The sequence below is a fragment of the Pseudaquabacterium rugosum genome (assembly GCF_038066575.1).
In the GTDB taxonomy this organism is placed as follows: Bacteria; Pseudomonadota; Gammaproteobacteria; order Burkholderiales; family Burkholderiaceae_C; genus Pseudaquabacterium; species Pseudaquabacterium rugosum.
The window spans coordinates 53,182-73,899 of sequence record NZ_JBBUTF010000004.1; the positions used below are offsets into that span (position 1 = coordinate 53,182).

Consider the following 20,718-nt stretch of genomic DNA (forward strand, 5'->3'; position numbering starts at 1 on the left):
TCGACCAGAGCGACCGTCACCGATCGCGGGAACAGGGCCGCCGGGCGGCGCCTGTTCCCCTCCACACTCAGATCAGCGGGTTCTGCGACTGTGCCTTCAGCAGTTCCTCGTCCAGGCTGGTCGTCGGGCGCTGGACGGCGGCGGTGGTCACCGAGACCGTGCCGCTGCTGCCCTCGGGCGGCGTGCCGCTGCCGTCGAGCAGGGCCGGCGCGTCGGCCAGCAGGTCGGCGATCTGCGGCGGCACCGCCTCGCCCTGGCGGAACCACACGTCGGCGGCGGCATGGGTCGTGCCGTCGGTGGCCGTGTAGCTGCCGGTCAGGCCGAGCTGGTTGCCGTTGTCGCGTGCCGTCGAGCTCACCGCGTCGAGGTTGATCGCGGCCACGCCCATCTCGATCAGGCCGTGCAGCTCGCCCGCATCGGTGATGCCGTCGCTGTTGGCGTCGACCCAGACCTGCAGGTCCTGGTAGGCGCTGTCCTTGGCATCGATGCGGCCGTCGTGGTTGCCGTCGAGTTCGGCCAGCGCCTGGTAGCCATCCTTGGCGGTGGAGCCGTCGGCCAGCTTCGTCGCCGAGCCGAACAGTTCCGTGCCGTTCTCGATCTTGCCGTCGGCGTTCAGGTCGCGCACCAGCAGACCGTCGGTGGCACTGACCCAGCCGGTCTTGCGCACCTCGCCGTCGGCATTGACGTCGAAGGCCACGCCGCTGCCCACCGACAGCGTCGAGACGCCGTTGCCGTCCAGGTCCAGCACGATCGGGGAGACCGGCATCACGGCCAGTTCCTCGGTCGAGAAGGCCGCGGACTTGCTGGCCGTCAGGTAGTCGGCCTGTTCCATCGACAGCCCGGCCAGATCCTGCGTCTCGATCACGCCCAGCAAGGTGTTGGTCATGCCCGAGAGCTGGTTGGTGGCCAGCTGCTGGATCTGCTCGCCGGTCATCGCGACGATGTCCTGCGTGCCCATCCAGTTCAGCTGCTCGGTCGACAGCGCGGCCACCTGCTCGTTGCTGAGGTTGGCGATGTCACCCGAATCCAGGCCGACGATCTGCGCCTGGCTGAGCGCGCGGATCTGGGCGGTGCTGAACTCCTGCAGGTCGTTGCGGCCGAGGGCGGCCAGATCGGCCGTCTCGATGGCCCGCACCTGCGAGGTCGACAGCCCCTGGATCTGGTCGTTGGACAGCGCGGTCAGCTGGGCCGAGTCGAGGGCTGCCACGTCCTCGGTGCCGAAGGCGCGCAGCTGGGCCGTCGACAGGGCCTGCAGATCCGAGTTGGTCATCTTGCCGACCTGCTCGGAGGTGATGGCCGCGATCTGGGCGGTGGCCAGGGCCTGGAACTGCACGTCGGTCAGCGTGTTCAGGTCCGCCGTGTCCATCTTGGCGATCTGCTCGGTCGTCAGGCCCGGCAGCTGGCCGTCGGACAGGCCCTGCAGCTGGTTCACGCTCAGCGCACCGATCTGCTCGGTGGTCATCGCGCCGATCTGCACGCTGGTCATCTCGGCCAGGCGGTTGACCGACAGGCCGGGCAGGTCCACCGTCTCGATGGAGCGCACCTGCTCGGTGCTGAAGGCCGCCAGCTGCTCACCCGACAGGGCGGCCAGATCGGAGGACTCCAGCGCCACGATGTCGGCCAGGTCCAGCGCCCGGATCTGGGCGGTGGTGAAGGCCGCCAGGTCGGTGGTCTCCAGCGCGGCGACCTGTGCCGAGGTCATCGCCTTGATCTGGGCCGTGTTCAGCGCCTGGAACTGGGTGTTGGTCAGCGCATTGAGGTCCGCGGTGTCGAGGTTGACGATCTGCAGCGTGGTGATGCCGGCCAGCTGGGCCTCCGACAGCGCCCGGATCTGGTCACTGCCCAGCGCACCGAACTGCACCGTCGACAGCGCGCTGATCTGGGTGCTGGTCAGCTCGACCAGACGGGCCGGCAGGATGGCCGCCACGTCCTGGCTCTCGATCGAGCGCACCTGGGCCGTCGACAGGGCGGACAGCTGTTCGCCGGTCAGGGCCCGGATGGTCTCGGACTCCATCGCCACCAGGTCCCGCGTCTCGATGGCGCGGATCTGCTGGGTCGACAGGCCCACCAGGTCGGCGCTCTCGATCTTGGAGAACTGCAGCGTGGTCAGGTTGGCGATCTGCTCGGTGGACATCGCCAGGAACTGCGAGGCCCGCAGCGCGTTGAGATCCGCCGTGTCGAGCGCGGCCAGCTGCGTGGTGCTGAGGGCGAGCACCTGCTCGTCGGACAGCGCCTGCAGCTGCTCGCTGCTGAGCGCGCCCAGCTGGGCGGTGGTCAGGGCCCGCACCTGGAGCGTGGCCAGCGAGGCCATCTCACCGACGCTGATGCCGCCCAGGTCCTGCGTCTCGATGGCGCGGATCTGCTCGGTGGTCAGGCCCGAGAGCTGGTCACCGGTCAGGGCCGCGATGTCGGCCGAGTCCATGGCCGCGATCGAGCGGGTCTCGATCGCCCGCAGTTGCGTCGTCGACAGGGCGGCCAGGTCGGTCGATTCCAGCGCGGACAGCTGCACCGAGCTCAGGGCGCCGATCTGCTCGCTGCCCATGGCCTGGAACTGCGTCTGCGTCAGCATGTTCAGGTCGGCCGTGTCCAGGCTGCGCAGCTGCTGCGTGGTCAGCGCACGGATCTGCTGCTCGGTCAGCGCCTGCAGCTGGTCGGTGGCCAGGGCGGCGAGCTGGGCCGTGGTCATCGCCGGCACATCGGCGCTGCTTAGGCTGGCCAGCTTGATGGCGGCGATGGCGGTGATGTCCTGGGTCTCGATGGCCCGCACCTGCTCGCTGCTGAGGGCCTCGATCTGCTCGGCCGTCAGCACGCCGACGTCGGCGGAGTCGAGGGCGACGATGTCACGCGTCTCCATCGCCCGCACCTGCTGCGTGGTCAGGTTCATCAGGTCCGCACTCTGCATGTTGGCGAACTGCAGCGTGGTCATGGCCACGATCTGCTCGGTCGTCAGCTGGCGGAACTGGCTGTCGGTCAGCGCGTTGAGCGTCTCGCTCGACATCGAGGCGATCTGCTGCGTGGTCAGCGCCCGCACCTGGGCCTCGCTGAGCGCGCCGATCTGGTCGGTGCCCAGTGCCGAGACCTGCAGCGTGGTCAGCGCCGCGACCTGCAGCGTCGACAGCTCGGTCATGCGGCTGGCGCCGATGCCCGGCAGGTCGTTGGTCTCGATGGCCCGGATCTGCTCGGTGGCGAGGGCGACCAGCTGGTCACCGCTGAGGGCGGCCAGGTCGGCCGAGTCCATGGCCGCGATGTCACGCGTCTCGAAGGCCCGGATCTGCTGGGTCGTCAGCGCCTGCAGGAAGGCGTTGTTCAGGTTCGAGACCTGCAGCGTGGTCAGCGCCGCGATGTCGTCGGTGCCCAGGTGGCGGATCTGGTCCTCCGTCATCTGGTTCAGGTCGGCGGTGTCGAGCGCGGCGGTCGCGGCCGTGCTGATGGCCGCGAGCTGGGCGGTGCTCAGCGCCTGCAGCTGGTCACTGCTCAGGGCCAGCAGCTGGGCCGAGGTCAGCGCGGCCATCGCGGCCGTGCCCAGGCCGGACAGGGCCGAGACCTGGATGCCCTTGACGTCCTCGGTCTCGATGGCCCGCACCTGGGCCGTGCTCAGCGCGGCGATCTGGTCCTGGCTCAGCGCGCGGATGTCGGCCGAGTCCATGGCCGCGATGTCGCGGGTCTCGATGGCGCGGATCTGGGCCGTGGTCAGCGCGGCCAGGTCGGCGCTGTCCATCGCGCTGATCTGCAGCGTGGTCAGGGCGACGATCTGCTCGGTCGACAGGCCCTTGATCAGCTCCTCGTTCAGCGCGTTGAGGTCGGCGGTGTCGAGCGCGGCGATCTGGCGGCTGGTCAGCGCCCGCAGCTGGGCGGTCGACAGCGCGGTGAGGTCGGCGCTGTCGATGGCGGCGATCTGGCGCGTGCTCAGCGCGGCGATCTGGTCGGTGCCCAGGCCGGCGAACTGTTCACCGGTCAGGGTGTTCAGGTCGGCGGTGTCCAGCGTGCTGATCTGCAGCGTGCTCAGGCCACGCAGCTGGGCGGTCGACAGGGCGACCAGCTGATCGGTGCTCAGGCCGGCCAGCTGGGCCGTGGTCAGCGCGTCGATCTGGGCGGTCGGGATGCCCAGCAGGCTGGCAGTGGCGATGCCGACGATGTCGTCGGTGCCGATGGCCCGCAGCTGCTCGCTGGACAGCCCCGCGATCTGCGACGAGTTCAGTGCACGCAGGTCCGCGCTTTCGAGTGCGGCGATCTGGGCCGTGCCCACCGCCCGCAGCTGGGCGGTGGTGAAGGACGCCAGATCGGCCGTCTCCAGGTTGGCGACCTGGCGGGTCGTCAGCGCGGCGATCTGCTGCGTGGTCAGACCTTCGAACTGTGCCGTGGTCAGCGCGTTCAGGTCCTCGGTGGTCAGGTTGGCGATCTGCAGCGTGCTCAGGCCGCGCAGCTGGTGCGTGCCGAGCGCCTGCCACTGGTCGGAGCCCATCGCGTTGAGCTGGGCCGTCTGGAAGGCGACGAACTGTTCCGAGGTCAGCGAGGCCAGCACCGCGGTGCTCAGGCCGGCCATGTCGGCCGAGTCGAAGGCCCGCAGCTGCTCGCTCGACAGGTCGCCGAGCTGGGTCGAGCTGAGCGCGGCCAGATCGGCCGAGTCCATGGCCGCGATCACGGTCGTGCTCAGGGCCCGCACCTGGGCGCTGTCGAGCGCGGCGATGTCCTCGGTCTGCAGGTTGCTGACCTGGGTGCTGGTCAGCGCCCGCACCTGGTCGGTCGACAGGCTGGCGAACTGGTCGCTGGTGAAGGCGTTGAGGTCCTCGGTGCCCAGCTTGCTGATCTGCAGCGTGCTCAGGCCGCGCAGCTGGGCCGTGCTCAGGCTGGCCAGCTGGTCGCTGCCCAGCGCGTTGAGCTGCGGCGTGGCCAGCGCGGCGATCTGCGCGCTGCCCAGGCCGGCCAGGGCGGCGGTGCTCAGGCCCACCAGATCCTGGGTCTCGATGGCGCGCAGCTGGTCGGTGCTGAAGCCCACCATCTGCGCCGAGCTCAGCGCGCGCAGGTCGGCCGAGTCCATGGCGGCGATGCCGCCGGTGCTCAGCACACGGATCTGGGCCGAGGTCAGCGCGGCCAGGTCCTGGCTTTCCAGCGCGCCGATCTGGCGCGTGGTCATGGCCGCGATCTGGGTCGTCGACAGGTCGGCGAACTGGTCGCTGGTCAGCACGTTGAGATCGGCCGTGTCCAGCGAGGCGATCTGCTGCGTGGTCAGGCCCTTGAGCTGGGCCGAGCTGAAGGCGGCCATCTGGTCGGTGCCGAAGGCGCCGAGCTGGGCCGTGCTGAGGGCCGACAGCTGGGTGCTGGTCATGCCCTCGATGGCCACCGTCGTCAGGCCGACGATGTCATTGCTCTCGATGGCCCGCACCTGGTCGGTGCTCAGGCCGCGCAGCTGGTCGCTGGTCAGGGCCCGGATGTCGCCGCTGTCGAAGGCGGCGATGCCGCGGGTGGTGATCGCCCGCAGCTGGGCGGTCGACAGCGCGGCCAGGTCATCGGACTCCAGCGCGCCGAGCTGCTGCGTCGTCAGACCGCCGATCTGCGCGGTCGTGAACGAGGCGAACTGGGTGGTGCTGAAGGCGTTGACGTCGGCCGTGTCCATGGCCGCGATCTGCTCGCTGCTCAGGCCACGCAGCTGCTGCGTGGTCAGCGAGGCGATCTGGTCGGAGCCCATGGCGCCGATCTGGCGCGAGCTCAGCGCGCCGATCTGCACGCTCGACAGACCCGTCAGCGTGGCCGTGGCCAGGCCGGCGACGTCGGCGGTGCCGAAGGCGCGCAGCTGCTCGGTCGACAGCGAGGTCAGCTGGGCCGAGCTGAGGGCGGCCAGATCGGCCGAGTCGAGGGCCAGCAGGCCGCTGGTGGTGATGGCGCGGATCTGCGCCGTGGTCAGCGCGGCCAGATCCTCGGTCTGCAGGTTGGCGATCTGCTTGGTGGTCAGGGCCGCGATCTGCTCGGTGGCCAGACGCACGAACTGGTCGGACGTCAGCGCGTTCAGGTCGGCCGTGTCCAGCGTCGACAGCTGGCGCGTGTCGAGGCCGCGCAGCTGGGTGCTGGTCAGTGCCTGCAGCTGGTCGGTGTTCAGGCTGGCGAGCTGAGGCGTGCTCAGGGCGGCGACCTGGGCGCTGCTCAGGCCGGCCATGGCGTCGGTGGTCAGGCCGACCACGTCGGCGCTGTCGATGGCGCGCAGCTGGTCGGTCGTCAGTGCGGCCAGCTGGGCCGAGCCCAGCACGCGCAGGTCGGCCGAGTCCATCGCGGTCAGGCCGGCGGTGGCCAGGGCGCGCATCTGGGCGGTGTTGAAGACGGCCAGATCCTGCGTTTCCAGCGCACCGATCTGCTTGCTGGTCAGGGCCCCGATCTGGGACGTCTGCAGCGCCATGAACTGGTCCGACGTCAGGGTGTTCAGGTCGGCGGTGTCGAGTGCGGCGATCTGCGCGCTGGTCAGGCCGCGCAGCTGCACGGTGCTCAGCGACTGCAGCTGGTCACTCGTGAGCTGGCCCAGCTGGGCCGAGGTCAGGGCGCCGATCTGGGCCGTGTTCAGGCCGTGCAGGGTGTCGGTGGTCAGGCCGCCGAGGTCCTGGGTCTCGATGGCGCGCAACTGGTCGTTGGAGAAGGCGCCGAGCTGGGTCGAGCTCAGCACCGCCAGATCGGCCGAGTCCATCGCGGCCAGGCCGTTGGTGGCCAGGGCGCGGACCTGCGCGGTGTTCAGCGCGGCCAGGTCCTGGGATTCCAGACGGCCGATCTGATGGCTGTTGAGCGCGGCCACCTGGGTGGTGGCCAGGCTGGCGAACTGGTCGGAGGTCAGCGCGTTCAGGTCGGCCGTGTCCAGCGCGGCGAGCTGCTGGCTGCTGAGGCCACGCAGCGCGCTGGTGTCCAGGGCCTGCCACTGTTCGCTGCCCAGGGCGGCCAGCTGCACGGTCGACAGCGCGGCCAGCTGCAGGCTGCCCAGGCCGGGCAGGGCGTCGGTCGACAGCCCGACGATGTCGGCGCTCTCGATCGCCCGCATCTGGGCGGTGGTCAGCGCGTTGAGCTGGCTGGAGCTCAGCACGCGCAGGTCGGCGGAATCCATCGCGGCGATGCCGGCGGTGGTGATCGCGCGCAGCGGGTTGGCCGCCAGCACGGACAGATCCTCGGATTGCAGGTTGGCGATCTGGCGCGTGGTCAGCTGCCCGATCTGGCTGGAGGCCAGCTGGCCGAACTGTTCGGTGGTCAGCGCGTTGAGGTCCGCGGTGTCGAGCGAGGCCAGCTGGGCGCTGCCCAGTCCGGCCAGCTGGATCGAGTTCAGCGCCTGGATCTGGTCCGACGACAGGCCGGCGAGCTGGGCGGTGCCGAGCGCGGCGATCTGCAGCGATCCCAGGCCCTGCAGCGCGGCCGTGGTCAGGCCGACCATGTCGGCGGTGTCGAGGGCCCGCACCTGGGCCGTGCTGAGTGCGGCGACCTGCACCGAATCCAGCCGCGACAGGTCGGCCGAGTCGAAGGCGCCCAGGTCCCGCGTCTCGATGGCGCGGATCTGCGCGGTCGTCAGCGCCATCAGGTCGGCGCTTTCCATCGCGCCGATCTGGGTGCTGGTCATGGCGGCGATCTGCGCCGGGCTCAGGCTGGCGAACTGGTCGGAGGTCAGCGCGTTGAGATCGGCGGTGTCGAGGGCGGCGATCTGGGCCGAGCTCAGGCCCTGCAGCTGGGTGCTGGTCAGCACCTGCAGCTGGCTGGATTCGAGGGCGCTGAACTGGCCGGTGGTCAGGCCGGCGATGGCTTCGGCGTCGAGGCCGGCGAGCGCATCGGTGGACAGGCCCTTGATGTCGGCGCTGTCGAGGGCGCGCACCTGCTCGCTGCTGAAGACGGCCAGTTGGGTCGAGCTCAGGGCGGCCAGATCGGCCGAGTCCAGGGCCGCCACGGCGGTGGTGCTCAGCGCGCGGATCTGCGCGGTGGTCAGCGCGGCCAGGGCCGAGGTCTCCAGCTGCGAGAGCTGGCCGCTGACGATGGCGGCGATCTGCGCGCTGCCGAGCGCGGCCAGCTGGGCCGTGGTCAGCAGGTTCAGGTCGGAGGAGTCCAGGCCGCGGATCTGCGCGCTGTTCAGGCCCAGCAGCTGGGCGGTGGACAGCGACTGCAGCTGGTCGGAGCTCAGGGCCCGCAGCTGGGCCGAGGTCAGGGCGCCCATCTGCACGCTGCCCAGGCCGTCGAGGGCGTCGATGTGCAGGCCGACGATGTCGGCGGTCTCGATGGCCGCCAGCTGGGCCGAGCTCATGCCGGCCAGCTGGTTCGAGTTCAGCACGGCCAGGTCGGACGAATCCAGGGCCGCGATGGCGCCGGTACCCAGCGCACGGATCTGCAGCGTCTGCAGCGCGGCCAGGTCCTCGGTCTGCATCGCGCCGATCTGCGCGCTGGTCAGCGCGTTGATCTGCAGCGAGGTCAGCGTGCGGAACTGGTCACTGGTCAGCTGGTTGAGGTCGGCGCTGTCCAGTCCGGCCAGGGCCGCCGTCGACAGCCGGATCAGCTGGGTGCTGCCGAGGGCCTGCAACTGCTGGCTCTCCAGCGCGCCGAGCTGCACCGAGTTCAGCACCGACAGCTGGACGGAGGTCAGGCCGGCCATCGCTTCGGTGGACAGGCCCTTGATGTCGGCGGTCTCGATGGCCGCCGCCTGGGCGCTGGTCAGGCCGCCGAGCTGCACCGAGCCGAGCGCGGCCAGATCGGCCGAGTCGAGCGCGGCGATGCCGGCCGTGGTGATCGCGCGCAGCGCGACCGAGCCGAGGGCGGCCAGATCCGCGGTTTCCAGGTTGGCGATCTGGCGCGTGGTCAGCGCGGCGATCTGCACGCTGGTCAGCGCGTCGAACTGGGCGGTGGTCAGCAGGTTCAGGTCCGCCGTGTCCAGGCTGGCCAGCTGGGCCGTGCTCAGGCCGCGCAGCTGGGTGCTGCTCAGCGCCTGCAGCTGATCGGAGGCCAGTGCGCCGAGCTGCACCGAGGTCAGGGCCGCCAGCTGCGCCGGGCTCAGGCCGGCCAGCGCGTCGGTGGTCAGGCCGACGATGTCGGCGGTCTCGATCGCCCGCAGCTGCATGCTGCTGAGTGCGGCGACCTGGTGGCTGCCCAGCAGCGCCAGGTCACTCGATTCCAGGCCGGCGATGGCGCGCGAGCTCAGCACCGCGATCTGGCCCGAGTGCAGGGCCTGGAAGTCCTGTGATTCGAGCGCGGCCAGCTGCACGCTGGACAGGGCGGCGATCTGCTGCGTGCCGAGCGCCGCGAACTGCGCGCTCGACAGCTGGTTGAGGTCCGCGCTGCCGAGGGCGGCGATCTGGGCCGTGCTCAGGCCGCGCAGGGCGGCGCTGCCGAGGGCCTGCATCTGGTCGCTGCCGAGGGCGGCGATCTGCGCCGTGCTCAGCACCGCGATCTGGGCCGAGCTCAGGCTGGCCACGACATCGGTGCCCAGGCTGCCGATGTCCGCCGATTCGATCGCGCGCAGCTGGGTGGAGCTCATGCCGGCGAGCTGGGCGCTGCCGAGTGCGGCGACATCGGCCGTGTCCAGGGCGGCGATGGCGGCCGTGCTCAGGCCGCGGATCTGGCCGGTGCTCAGGGCCCGCAGGTCCTCGCTCTCGAGCGCGGCGACCTGGTTGGCCGTCAGGCCGGCGAGCTGGGTGGTGGTGAGGGCGGCGAACTGGTCGCTGGTCAGCAGGTTGAGGTCGGCCGAGTCCAGGCGGGCCAGCTGCTGGGTGGTCAGGGCCCGCACCTGGGCGCTGGTGAAGGCCTGCATCTGCTCGCTGGTCAAGCCGGCGAGCTGGCTGCTGGTCAGCGTCTCGATGCGCGAGGTGCTCAGGGCCTGGACCTGGGCCGTGGTCAGCAGCGCGAGGTCGGAGGTCTCCAGCTGGGCCACCTGCTGGGTGGCCAGGCCGGCGATCTGCGCCGTCGTCAGCGCACGCAGCTGCTCACTGCTGAAGGCCGCGAGCTGGGCGCTGCTGAAGGCGGCCATCTGGGCCGAGCCGAGCTGGCCCAGCGTGTCGGTCGACAGGGCGCGCACGTCCTCGGTGTCGATCGCGCGCAGCTGGCCCGAGGTCAATGCCGCGGCCTGGGTGCTGCTGAGCGCGGCCAGATCGGCCGAGTCCATGGCCTTGATGCCGGCGGTCGACAGGGCCCGCACCTGCAGCGTGTCGAGCGCGGCCAGATCCTCGCTTTGCAGGTTGGCGATCTGGCGGCTGGTCAGCAGGGCGATCTGGGCCGAGCTCAGGGCCGCCATCTGCGCCGAGGTCAGGGCGTTCAGGTCGGCGGTGTCCAGCGTGGTCAGCTGCAGGCTGGTCAGCCCGCGCAGCTGGCCGCTGGTCAGCGCCTGCAGCTGCTCGCTCGACAGGGCGCCGAGCTGGGCGGTGCTCAGCTGGGCCACCTGGCTGCTGACCAGGCCGGCCACGGTGTCGGTCGACAGGCCGGCGAGGTCGGCGTTCTCGATCGCGCGCAGCTGGGCCGAGCTCAGGCCGGCGATCTGCACCGAGTTCAGCACCGCGATGTCGGACGAGTCCAGCACCGCGATGGCCTGGGTGCCGAGGGCGCGGATCTGCAGGCTGTCGAGCGCGGCCAGATCCGCGCTTTCCAGGTTGGCGATCTGGCGCGTGGTCAGGGCCGCGATCTGGTGCGTGCCGAGGGCGGCGAACTGCGCGGTGGTCAGCGCGTTCAGGTCCTCGGTGCCCAGGCTGGCCAGTTGCGTCGAGCTCAGGCCTCGCAGCTGGGCGCTGTTGAGCGCCTGCAGCTGGCTGCTGTCGAAGGCGCCCAGCTGCACGCTGGTGAGCTGCGACAGCTGGGCCGAGCTCAGGCCGGCCAGGGTGTCGGTGGCCAGGGCGCGGACGTCAGCGGTGTCCAGACCGCGCAGCTGCGACGAGCTGAGCGCCGCCAGCTGGGCCGAGCTGAAGCCGGCGAAGTCGGCGCTGTCCAGCGCGGCCAGGCCGGCGCTGCCGAGGCCGGTGAGCTGGGCGGCGGTCAGCGTGCCCAGATCCGCACTTTCCAGGTTGGCGATCTGGCGGCTGGTCAGCGCGGCCAGCTGGCCCGAGCCGAGGGCGGCGAACTGCGCGGTGGTCAGCGCGTTGAGGTCATCGGTGGCCAGGCTGGCGAGCTGCAGGCTGGTCAGCGCCCGCACCTGGGTCGTGCTCAGTGCCTGCAGTTGCTCGGAGGACAGGGCCGCCAGCTGGGCGGTCGACAAGGTGGCGATCTGCTGCGAGCCCAGCGCCTGCAGGGCGGCCGTCGACAGGCCGCCCAGTTCGGACGTGCGGATGGCCACCAGCTGGGCGGTGGACAGCGCCGACAGCCGGCTGCCGTCGAGCTGGGCGATGTCGGCCGAGTCGAGTGCGGCGATGCCGGCGGTGGTGATCATGCGCAGCTGTGCCGAACCGAGCGCGGCGAAGTCCTCGCTCTCGAGGTTGGCGATCTGGCGCGTGGTCATCTGCGCCAGCTGGCTGCTGGCCAGGCCCGCGAACTGCGCGGTGGTCAGGGCGTTCAGGTCCTCGGTCGACAGCGTGGCCAGCTGGGCGCTGGTCAGGCCCCGCAGCTGCACGCTCGACAGGCTCTGCAGCTGCTCGGTCGACAGGGCGGCCAGCTGGGCCGAGGACAGGCCGGTGATCTGGTTGCTGCTGATGCCGTCGAGCGCCTCCAGGCCCAGCCCGGGCAGGTCGGCCACGTCGAGCGCGCGCAGCTGGGTCGAGCTCATCGCGCCCAGCTGCACCGAGCTCAGCGCGGCCAGATCGGCGCTGTCGAGTGCGGCCAGCTGCTGCGTGCTCAGCGCGCGGATCTGCAGCGTGTTCAGGGCCGCCAGGTCCGCGCTTTCCAGGTTGGCGAACTGGCGCGTGGTCAGCGCGGCGATCTGGGCGCTGGTCAGCACGCGGAACTGGTCCGGGCTCAGCGCGTTCAGATCCTCGGTCGTCATGCTGGCGACCTGGGTGGTGGTCAGGCGCACCAGCTGGGCGGCGCTCATCGACGCCCACTGGTCGGTCGTCAGCGTGCCCAGCTGGGCGGTGGTCAGCGCGGTGATCTGGGCGCTGCTGAGGTTGCCCAGCGTGGTGGTGTCGAGTGCGGCCAGCGTGGCCGACGACAGCGCGCGGACCTGCAGCGAGGACAGCGCCTGCAGCTGCGCCGGCGCGAGGGCGGCCAGATCGGCGGTGTCCAGCACCGACACCGCACGGGTGTTCAGCGCCATGATCTGCAGCGTGCTCAGCCCGGCCAGCGTGGCCGAGTCGATGGCGTTGATGTGCTGGGTGCTGAGCACGCCCAGCTGGGTCGAGCTCATCGAGCCCAGCTGCACGGCCGAGAAGGCGGCCACGTCCTCGGTGGCCAGCGTGGCCACGTTGGCCGTGCCCAGCGCCCGGATCTGCGCGGTGCTCAGCGCGGCCAGCTGCGAGGTCGACAGCGCGATGGTCTGGGCCGCCGTCAGCGCCGCGACCTGCCCGCTGGACAGCGCGCTGATCGAGTCCAGCGACAGATGGGCCAGTTCCGCCGTCGCGATCGCCCGCACCTGGGTCGTGCTCAGCATGCCCAGCTGGTTGACGTCCAAGGCCTCGAACGCCGCACTCGTCATCGCCGCGATGCCGGTCGTCGGCAGCGCCTTGATCTGCGCCGAGTTCATCAGCGCGAAATCGGTGAAGTCGAAGGAGCCGACCTGGCTGCCCGTCAGCGCCGCCAGTCCGGTCGGCTTGATCGACGGGATCTGCGCCGCGGTCAGCGCGGCGATCTGTGCGGTGCTGAAGGCGGCCCAGTCCGTCGGGGTCAGTGCGGCGATCTCGACCTCGGTGAGGGCGGCGATCTCGGCGGTGCTCAGGTTCGGAATGTTGGCCATGGGTCGGGTCTTTCAGCGCAAAGCGGTCTGGCGGCGTGCGGTCGGCAGGGCGCTCCGGTGGTCCGGATGTTTCTGGGGTCCGCTTGTCGGGAGGGCTGGATGGCCAGCCACCTTCGACACGTTCCTCGTCGCCTTATCGGGCGTCCGGCTGCCGGACTTGAGCGCCAATTCGTCCGGCCAGGTGTCACACGGCCGCAGAAGCGGGCGTGCGGCCACCCGATCACGGTAGAAGAACGGCCGCGGGCGCAGCGGTCGGAAGAGTGCGGGCTTGACCGCGCATATCGGCCCGGTGCGCTCCGGCGGCCGCGGCACGATGCCGTCCGAGGCCGATGCCGGGCGGCCGCAGGCCTGTCGCGTGCGGGTCCGGCCGGCCCGCGCACGCGCGGCCCCCCGGCCACCGGTGTGCGCGAGCAGCGAGCCGCCATGGCCGACGACCAGGACCGCAACCTTCCCGCGTCAGAACGCAAGATCCGCAAGGCCCGGGAGGACGGCCAGGTCGCGCGCTCGCGGGACCTGGGTCATCTGGCGGTGGTCGGCGGGGGCGGCGCCGCCCTGGCCCTGTTCGCCCCGCGCCTGACCGACGCGATGACCACGCTGATGGCCGGCGCGCTGCGCTTCGATGCGGCGCTGCTGGCCGAGCCCGACGCGATGCAGGGCCGGCTGCTGGCGGTGACCCTGGTGCTGGTGCCCATCCTGCTGGTGCTGGGGGCGATCGCCACCACGCTGGCCATCGGCGCCAACCTGGCGGCCGGCGGCTGGAACTTCACCTGGAAGCCGTTGATGCCCAACTTCGGCAAGCTCGATCCGATCTCGGGCCTCGGCCGCATGGTCAGTGGCGCGCACCTGGGCGAGCTGATCAAGGCCTGCGTGCTGGCGCTGGTGCTGGCGCTCATCGGCGGCAGCTGGCTGTGGTGGCATCTGGCGCAGTTCCACGATGCGCTGACCATGCCCTTGCCGGTGGCGCTGGCCCACACCGGCCGTGCGCTGCTGCAGGGCCTGGGCCTGCTGGTGTTGGCGCTGGCCGTCTTCGCCGCCATCGATCTGCCGCTGCAGCGCATGAAGCTGATGAAGCAGCTTCGCATGAGCCACCAGGAAGCCAAGCAGGAGCACAAGGAGGCCGAGGGCAATGCCGAGGTCAAGGGCCGCATCAAGGCGCGCATGCGCGAGATGGCCAGGAAGCGCATGCTGGCGGCCGTGCCCAAGGCCGATCTGGTGGTGATGAACCCGACCCACTACGCGGTCGCGCTGAAGTACGACGCCGCCGCGATGGGGGCGCCGCGGGTGGTGGCCAAGGGCGCCGACCTGCTGGCCTTCCGCATCAAGGACATCGCCCAGGAGCACCGCGTGCCGGTGCTGCAGGCGCCGCCGCTGGCCCGGGCGCTGTACGCGCACTGCCAGATCGACCAGGAGATCCCGGCGCGGCTGTTCACGGCCGTGGCCCGCGTGCTGGCCCACGTGATGCAGCTCAAGGCGGCGCTGGCCGGCCACGGCCGCGATCCGGGCGCCTTGCCACCGCTGGAGGTGCCGGCGGACATGGATCCGGCCGATCCGGCCTCCAGCCCCGAGGCCCGTGCCGCCGCGGCGGCCGCGGCCACTGGTGAGGGTGCCGGCGAGGATGGCGGCGCGGCAGGCGAGCCAGGCGGCCCGCGCGCCGGCTGAGCGCCTCGCCCGGGGGGCGGAGCAGGGCGGTCTTCGCCCCGCTTTTCGGACTCAAGTTCCGGCGCCGCGCCGGCACCATGACCGTCAGGCTCCGGATCCTCCCGTCCGTCGCCGACGCCACCGTCCGAACGCACCTCCGCACATCCCATGGCCCTCGGCAAGACGATCGCCCCCGCGCTGGCGCCGCTGCAGCCGGCGCTCGACCGGCTCAACCGCCTGCTCGGACCGCACGCCCACCTGCTGCGGGCCCTCGGCGCACCGATCTTCATCGTCATCGTGCTGTCGATGATGGTGCTGCCGCTGCCGGCCTTCGTGCTGGACCTGTTCTTCACCTTCAACATCGCGATGGCGCTGATGGTGATGCTGGTGGCGGCCAACATGGTGCGGCCGCTGGACTTCGCGGCCTTCCCGACGGTGCTGCTGATCACCACGCTGCTGCGGCTGAGCCTGAACGTGGCCTCGACCCGGGTGGTGCTGCTCAACGGCCACACCGGCACGGCCGCCGCCGGCCACGTCATCGAGAGCTTCGGCAACTTCCTGATCGGCGGCAACTTCGCCGTCGGCCTGATCGTCTTCGCCATCCTGGTGGTCATCAACTTCATCGTGGTGACCAAGGGCGCGGAGCGCATCGCCGAGGTCGGCGCGCGCTTCACCCTCGATGCCATGCCCGGCAAGCAGATGGCCATCGACGCCGACCTGAACGCCGGCCTGATCGACGAGAAGGAGGCCAAGCGCCGCCGTGTCGAGGTGGCCGAGGAGGCCGAGTTCTACGGCTCGATGGACGGTGCGTCGAAGTTCGTGCGCGGTGACGCCATCGCCGGCATGCTGATCCTGGTCATCAACATCGTCGGCGGCCTGATCATCGGCATGGTCAGCCATGGCCTGGGCGCCGGCGAGGCGGCCGACCGCTACATCGTGCTGGCCATCGGCGACGCGCTGGTCGCGCAGATCCCCGGCCTGCTGATCTCGGTGGCCGCGGCGATGGTGGTCTCGCGCGTCGGCAAGGACCAGGACATCGGCAGCCAGATCCGCAAGCAGGTCTTCGGCAGTGCCAAGGCCCTCGGCATCACCGGCGGCATCGTCGGCCTGCTGGGCGTGATCCCGGGCATGCCGCACCTGGTGTTCCTGCTGATCGGCGGCGCGCTCGGTGGCCTGGCCTGGTGGCTGCAGGAGCAGGAGCGGGCCGCCAAGGCCGCCCCGCCGCCGCCGCCGGCCGAGGCCCAGCCGGCCAATGCCGAGGCCAGCTGGGACGACCTGCAGCCGGTCGACACCCTCGGCCTGGAGGTCGGCTACCGCCTGATCACGCTGGTCGACAAGGCCCGCCAGGGCGATCTGCTCAGCCGCATCAAGGGCGTGCGCAAGAAGTTCGCGCAGGACGTCGGCTTCCTGCCTCCGGCCGTGCACATCCGCGACAACCTGGAGCTCAAGCCCAGCGTCTACCGGGTGCTGCTGCGCGGCGCGGTGGTGGGCGAGGGCGAGGCCTTCCCCGGCATGTACATGGCGATCAATCCGGGCGGTGCCACGGCCACGCTGCCGGGCAGCAAGACCACCGATCCGGCCTTCGGCCTGCCGGCCGTCTGGATCGAGGACAAGCACCGCGAGCAGGCGCAGATGAACGGTTATACGGTGGTCGACTGCTCGACCGTGGTCGCCACCCACCTGTCGCACCTGATGCAGGTCAACGCCGCGCGCCTGCTGGGCCGCGTCGAGACCCAGCAGCTGGTCGAGCACGTGACCAAGCAGGCGCCCAAGCTGATCGAGGACGTGATCCCGAAGATGGTCGGCATCCCGGCGCTGCAGAAGGTGCTGCAGCTGCTGCTCGACGAGGGCGTGCACATCCGCGACATGCGCTCGATCATCGAGTGCCTGGCCGAGCACGCGGGCGCCGTCAGCGATCCGGTCGAGCTCTCGCGCCGGCTGCGCGTGCACCTGGCGCCGGCCATCGTGCAGCAGATCTACGGCCCGGCCAAGGAGCTGGAGGTCGTCGCGCTGGAGCCTGATCTCGAACGTCTGGTGACGCAGGCGCTGACCTCGCCGCACGGCGCCGCGCTCGACCCCGGCGTGGCCGACACGCTGACCCGCGAGGCCGCCGACACCATGCGGCGCCAGGAGGACCAGGGCCTGCCGGCCTGCCTGCTGGTGCCCGACGTGATCCGCGTGCCGATGGCCCGTCTGCTCAAGCGCGCGGCGCCGCGGCTGCGCGTGCTCTCGCACAGCGAGATTCCCGACACCCATGCGATCCGCATCGGTTCGATCATCGGAGCGCATGGATGAGACCCTGCCCGCCGTCCCCGACCGATCCGACCGCCGTGATCCGCCCGATCCGTCCTGAAGGCCGCCTGCCGCGGCCGCTGTCCGACACCCGAATCCTGGAGGCCGCATGAGCCAGAGCAACACGGCGATGAATGTGCGCCGCTTCACCGCGAAGACCGCCCGTGAGGCCCTGGCCCAGGTGCGCCAGGCACTCGGCGAGGATGCGGTCGTGCTCTCGACCCGGCCCTGTGACGGTGGCGTCGAGGTGCTGGCCATGGCCCCCGAGGGCCTGCAGCAGGCCGAGGCCGTGGCCGCCCGTGCGCTGCCACCGCCGTCGGCCCCGCCGGCACCGTCTGCCGCAGCGGCCGCACCCGCCGCTCCGGGCGGGGTGCTCGGCCGGGCGATGTCGCTGGCCGAGCGCATCGCCGCGCGCGGTGAGCACCGCCTGGGCCAGGGCCCGGCCGGTGGCGAGCGCCACGAGCCCGGCTTCGGTGCGCAGGAGCCTCCTGTCGCCGGTCAGGCCGCGCTGTCCGCCCGTCCTCCGGCCGGCGGTGACACGGCCATCGACCCGCAGGTCGCGCGCGACATCGAGACCCTGGGCATGAGCACGCTGACCTTCCAGGACTATGTGCGCGAGCGCATGCTGCGCCGCCGCCAGGCCGAGCTGGAGCAGCAGGCGCCGACCCGGCTGCCGCAGGCCATGGGGCTGGAGCCGGCTGCGGCCGTGCCGCCGGGCGCCACCGGCCATGCTGCCCAGGCCGCCCACGCCTCCCAAGCCTCCCCAACCGCCAAGGTGAGCCACCCGGCCCCGCCCATCGCCGCCCACGGCCCCGCGGCCGGCCACCCGGCTGCCGCCGCCCCGACCGGAGCTGCGGCGCCCGCCGGTGGCACGCTGCGCCTGCCCGGCAAGGCGGCGCAGCGGCCGGCGGCAGCCACCGGCACGCCCACGCTGCGCGTGATCGCCAATCCACAGCCGCCGCAGGCCGGCGCCGAGGCCGAGGCGCCGGTGCTGCGCGCCGAGCTCGGCCAGGGCGCGCCGGCCTTCTCCGACGACGACTTCGATGCCACGCCCGCCCCGGGCCGCGGCAGCCGGGTCGAGGACCTGCTCGATCGCCAGGAGGTGATGGGCGAGCTGCGCCAGGTGCGCCATCTGATCGAGGAGCGCTTCGGCATGCTGGCCTACATGGAGCGGCTGCAGCGCGATCCGCGCCAGGTCGCGCTGCTGCAGCGCCTGTTCGACTGCGGCCTGTCGCCCGGACTGGTGCGCAAGCTGGTGCAGGCCCTGCCGGCCGATGTGCCCGACGACCTGGTCTGGGCCGCCGGCGTGCTCGAACGCAACCTGCCCAGCGGCGAACATGAGGCGCCGCTGGAGGACCATGCCGGCGTGCTGGCCTTCGTCGGTCCGACCGGCGTCGGCAAGACCACCGGCACCGCCAAGCTCGCCGCGGCCTTCGCCGCCCGCCATGGCGCGGCCAATCTGGGCCTGATCACGCTCGATGCCTACCGCGTCGGTGCCCACGAGCAGCTGCGCGCCTATGGCCGCATCCTGGGCGTGCCGGTGCACACCGCGCACGACCGCGCCTCGCTGGAGGATCTGCTGGAGCTGCTGGCCACCAAGCGCCTGGTGCTGATCGACACCGCCGGTGTCGCCCAGCGCGACCACCGCGCCCGCGAGACGCTGGAGATGCTGCAGCACCAGGCGATCGAGAAGGTGCTGGTGCTCAACGCCGCGGCCCAGGGCGAGACGCTGGAGGACGTGGTGCTGGCCTACGGCGGCAGCCATGGCCTGGGCGTGGTGCTGTCCAAGCTCGACGAGGTGGTCAAGCTCGGGCCGGCGCTCGACGCGCTGATCCGCCAGCGCTGCAAGGTGCTGGCGGTGGCCAACGGCCAGCGCGTGCCCGAGGACTGGCACCGCCTGTCGGCCGCCGCGCTGGTGCAGCGCGCGCTGCAGGGCGGTGGCAGCGCCAGCTGGCGGCTCGATGCCAACGAGGTCAACCTGATCTTCGCCGCCACCCAGGGCGCCGTCGCACCGGGCTTCGCCGGGCTGCCGCCGGGCCTGGGCGCGGGTGTCGCCGCCGTGGCCGGTCAGGGCCTGCCGGCCTGATTCCGGGTCTGCCCGCCGATCCTCCGAACACCCCCCGCGCCGCCCCGCTGCACCGCCCCTTGACCCGCGAGCCGAGCGTCGACACTGATCTTCAGCCCGACGCTCCGCCCCCGGCGGTCACAGCGTCACCGGTCCCGCCTACCGTCCTGCCCACGCGCGCTCCGCCCCGCCACACGATGTCCACGCCGGTTCGTCCGTATCCGCATCCCCCGGCCCACGTGCCCGCCGATCAGGCCGCCGGTCTGCGCGCGCTGTTCGGCAACGGGCGCACGCGCCACCTGCCGCTGGTGCACAACCCCTTCGTGCCCGCCGGTGGCGTGGTGATGGAGCGGCTGTGTGCCGCACTGTCCGAGCACGGCCTGAACACCCTGGTGGTCGATGCCGCCGAGACCGCCTCCGAGCCACACGAGCTGGCGGCGATCGATCTGGCCGCCTGCGTCGAGCCGCTGTCGCCCCAGGTCAGCTACCTGGCCGCCCGGGGGCTGCCACGGCGCTACCTGGACAACCGCGCGACGATGGTCGGCCTGCTCGATGCCCTGCATCTGGCCGCACCGCAGGCCCAGGTGGTGGTGGTGCATGCCAGTGCCTCGGACCTGCGCCGCATCTTCGCCGGCCGGGCGCCGCGGCCGCTGCTGCTGGCCGGTGACCGCCCCGACAGCCTGACCGATGCCTACGCGTCGATGAAGCTGCTCAGCCAGTGGCTGGGCGCACTGGCCTTCGACCTGGTGATCGCCAGCAGTGCCCGGCCCAAGGGGGCACGGCGCATCGCCGAGCGGCTGGGCGAGTGCGCCGATCTGTTCCTCGGCTCGGCCCTGCACCACTGTGCGGTGGTCGATCCCCTGACCCCGGCGCAGTCCGCGCCGACCGCCGCGCTGCGCCGCATGATCGCCGCGCAACTGGCAGCCGACGACCGGCCCCAGGCCCAGGCCCTGGTGGCCCAGGGCGCGCGGGCGTCGGCGCCCCCCTGGCCGGCCGCACCGCTGGCCGCCGCACCGGCCCCGGGCGCGACCACGCGCGTGGGCGGCCGCCATGAATTCCCCGTTTCGACCGGCGTGTCCGCGCGTCCGGAGTCCGACCGCCCGGCCCCGCGCCGTGCGACCGGACGCACGAACTGACCCGATCGACATCGAAGCCTCGGAGACCCGCCATGTACACCGCCAAGGGCCGCCTGGACGCCAATGCGATGCTCAAGCAGTACAGCCCTCTGGTGCGCCGTCTGGCGCACCAGATGATCGCCAAGCTGCCGGCCAACGTCGAGCTCGATGACCTGATCCAGGTCGGCATGATCGGCCTGAGCGACGCCCTCACCCGTTTCGACCAGACCCACGGCGTGCAGTTCGAGACCTTCGCCACGCAGCGCATCCGCGGGGCCATGCTCGACGAGCTGCGCGGCAACGACTGGATGAGCCGCGGCGACCGTCGACAGCAGCGCAGCATCGAGGCCGCCGTGCACAAGCTGGAGCAGAAGCTCGGCCGCGCACCGAACGAGACCGAGATCGCCGCCGAGATGGGCATGGGCCTGCAGGACTACCAGGAGCTGCTGGGCAAGGTCCGCGGCACCCAGCTGGTCCATCTGGAGGACATGACCGGCGACGAGGGCGACGACGACTACCTCGACCGCCACGTGGCCGACAACGAGGCCAACCCGCTGGCCATGCTGCAGGACATGCGCATGCGCCAGGCGCTGGTCGAGGCCATCAAGAACCTGCCCGAGCGCGAGCAGTACGTGATGAGCATGTACTACGAGCACGACATGAATCTCAAGGAGATCGCGGCCGTGCTCAAGGTCACCGAGAGCCGCGTCTGTCAGCTCCACAGCCAGTCCATCGCCCGCCTGCGCGCCAAGCTGCGCGCCTGGTGAGCCCCGCGCCGACGGGCCCCGCGCAGGGCGTGG

The 20,718-nt window shown here is 71.6% G+C and carries 6 protein-coding genes; 5 read left to right on the plus strand and 1 reads right to left on the minus strand.

What is annotated here, in order from left to right:
• Positions 1 to 67: 67 nt before the first annotated feature.
• Complete coding sequence (locus tag AACH11_RS04650; protein ID WP_341373039.1) at positions 68 to 12,808, minus strand: beta strand repeat-containing protein; 12,741 nt, start codon at positions 12,806 to 12,808, stop codon at positions 68 to 70.
• Between the two features lie 423 nt (positions 12,809 to 13,231).
• Between AACH11_RS04650 and flhB the strand changes: the two genes are divergently transcribed.
• The 5 genes from flhB to AACH11_RS04675 all read left to right on the plus strand — a co-directional run bounded on the left by flhB (position 13,232) and on the right by AACH11_RS04675 (position 20,685).
• Positions 13,232 to 14,467 carry a flagellar biosynthesis protein FlhB gene (gene flhB, locus AACH11_RS04655; protein WP_341373040.1) on the plus strand — a complete coding sequence of 412 codons (1,236 nt, stop codon included), beginning with the start codon at positions 13,232 to 13,234 and terminating at the stop codon, positions 14,465 to 14,467.
• A gap of 147 nt (positions 14,468 to 14,614) precedes the next feature.
• Positions 14,615 to 16,741 carry a flagellar biosynthesis protein FlhA gene (flhA, locus tag AACH11_RS04660; RefSeq protein WP_341373041.1) on the plus strand — a complete coding sequence of 709 codons (2,127 nt, stop codon included), beginning with the start codon at positions 14,615 to 14,617 and terminating at the stop codon, positions 16,739 to 16,741.
• Between the two features lie 106 nt (positions 16,742 to 16,847).
• Positions 16,848 to 18,824 carry a flagellar biosynthesis GTPase FlhF gene (gene flhF / locus AACH11_RS04665; protein WP_341373042.1) on the plus strand — a complete coding sequence of 659 codons (1,977 nt, stop codon included), beginning with the start codon at positions 16,848 to 16,850 and terminating at the stop codon, positions 18,822 to 18,824.
• A gap of 176 nt (positions 18,825 to 19,000) precedes the next feature.
• Positions 19,001 to 19,939 (plus strand): P-loop NTPase family protein, encoded by a 939-nt coding sequence (locus AACH11_RS04670; protein WP_341373043.1) that lies wholly within the window; start codon positions 19,001 to 19,003, stop codon positions 19,937 to 19,939.
• Positions 19,940 to 19,971: 32 nt separating this feature from the next.
• Positions 19,972 to 20,685 (plus strand): RNA polymerase sigma factor FliA, encoded by a 714-nt coding sequence (locus AACH11_RS04675; RefSeq protein ID WP_341373044.1) that lies wholly within the window; start codon positions 19,972 to 19,974, stop codon positions 20,683 to 20,685.
• Positions 20,686 to 20,718 lie beyond the last annotated feature (33 nt).

Coding starts and splice junctions, on each gene's coding strand:
- flhF (WP_341373042.1), top strand. CDS start 16,848: ATGAGCCAGAGCAACACGGCGATGAATGTGCGCCGCTTCACCGCGAAG.
- AACH11_RS04675 (WP_341373044.1), top strand. CDS start 19,972: ATGTACACCGCCAAGGGCCGCCTGGACGCCAATGCGATGCTCAAGCAG.
- flhB (WP_341373040.1), top strand. CDS start 13,232: ATGGCCGACGACCAGGACCGCAACCTTCCCGCGTCAGAACGCAAGATC.
- AACH11_RS04670 (WP_341373043.1), top strand. CDS start 19,001: ATGTCCACGCCGGTTCGTCCGTATCCGCATCCCCCGGCCCACGTGCCC.
- AACH11_RS04650 (WP_341373039.1), bottom strand. CDS start 12,808: ATGGCCAACATTCCGAACCTGAGCACCGCCGAGATCGCCGCCCTCACC.
- flhA (WP_341373041.1), top strand. CDS start 14,615: ATGGCCCTCGGCAAGACGATCGCCCCCGCGCTGGCGCCGCTGCAGCCG.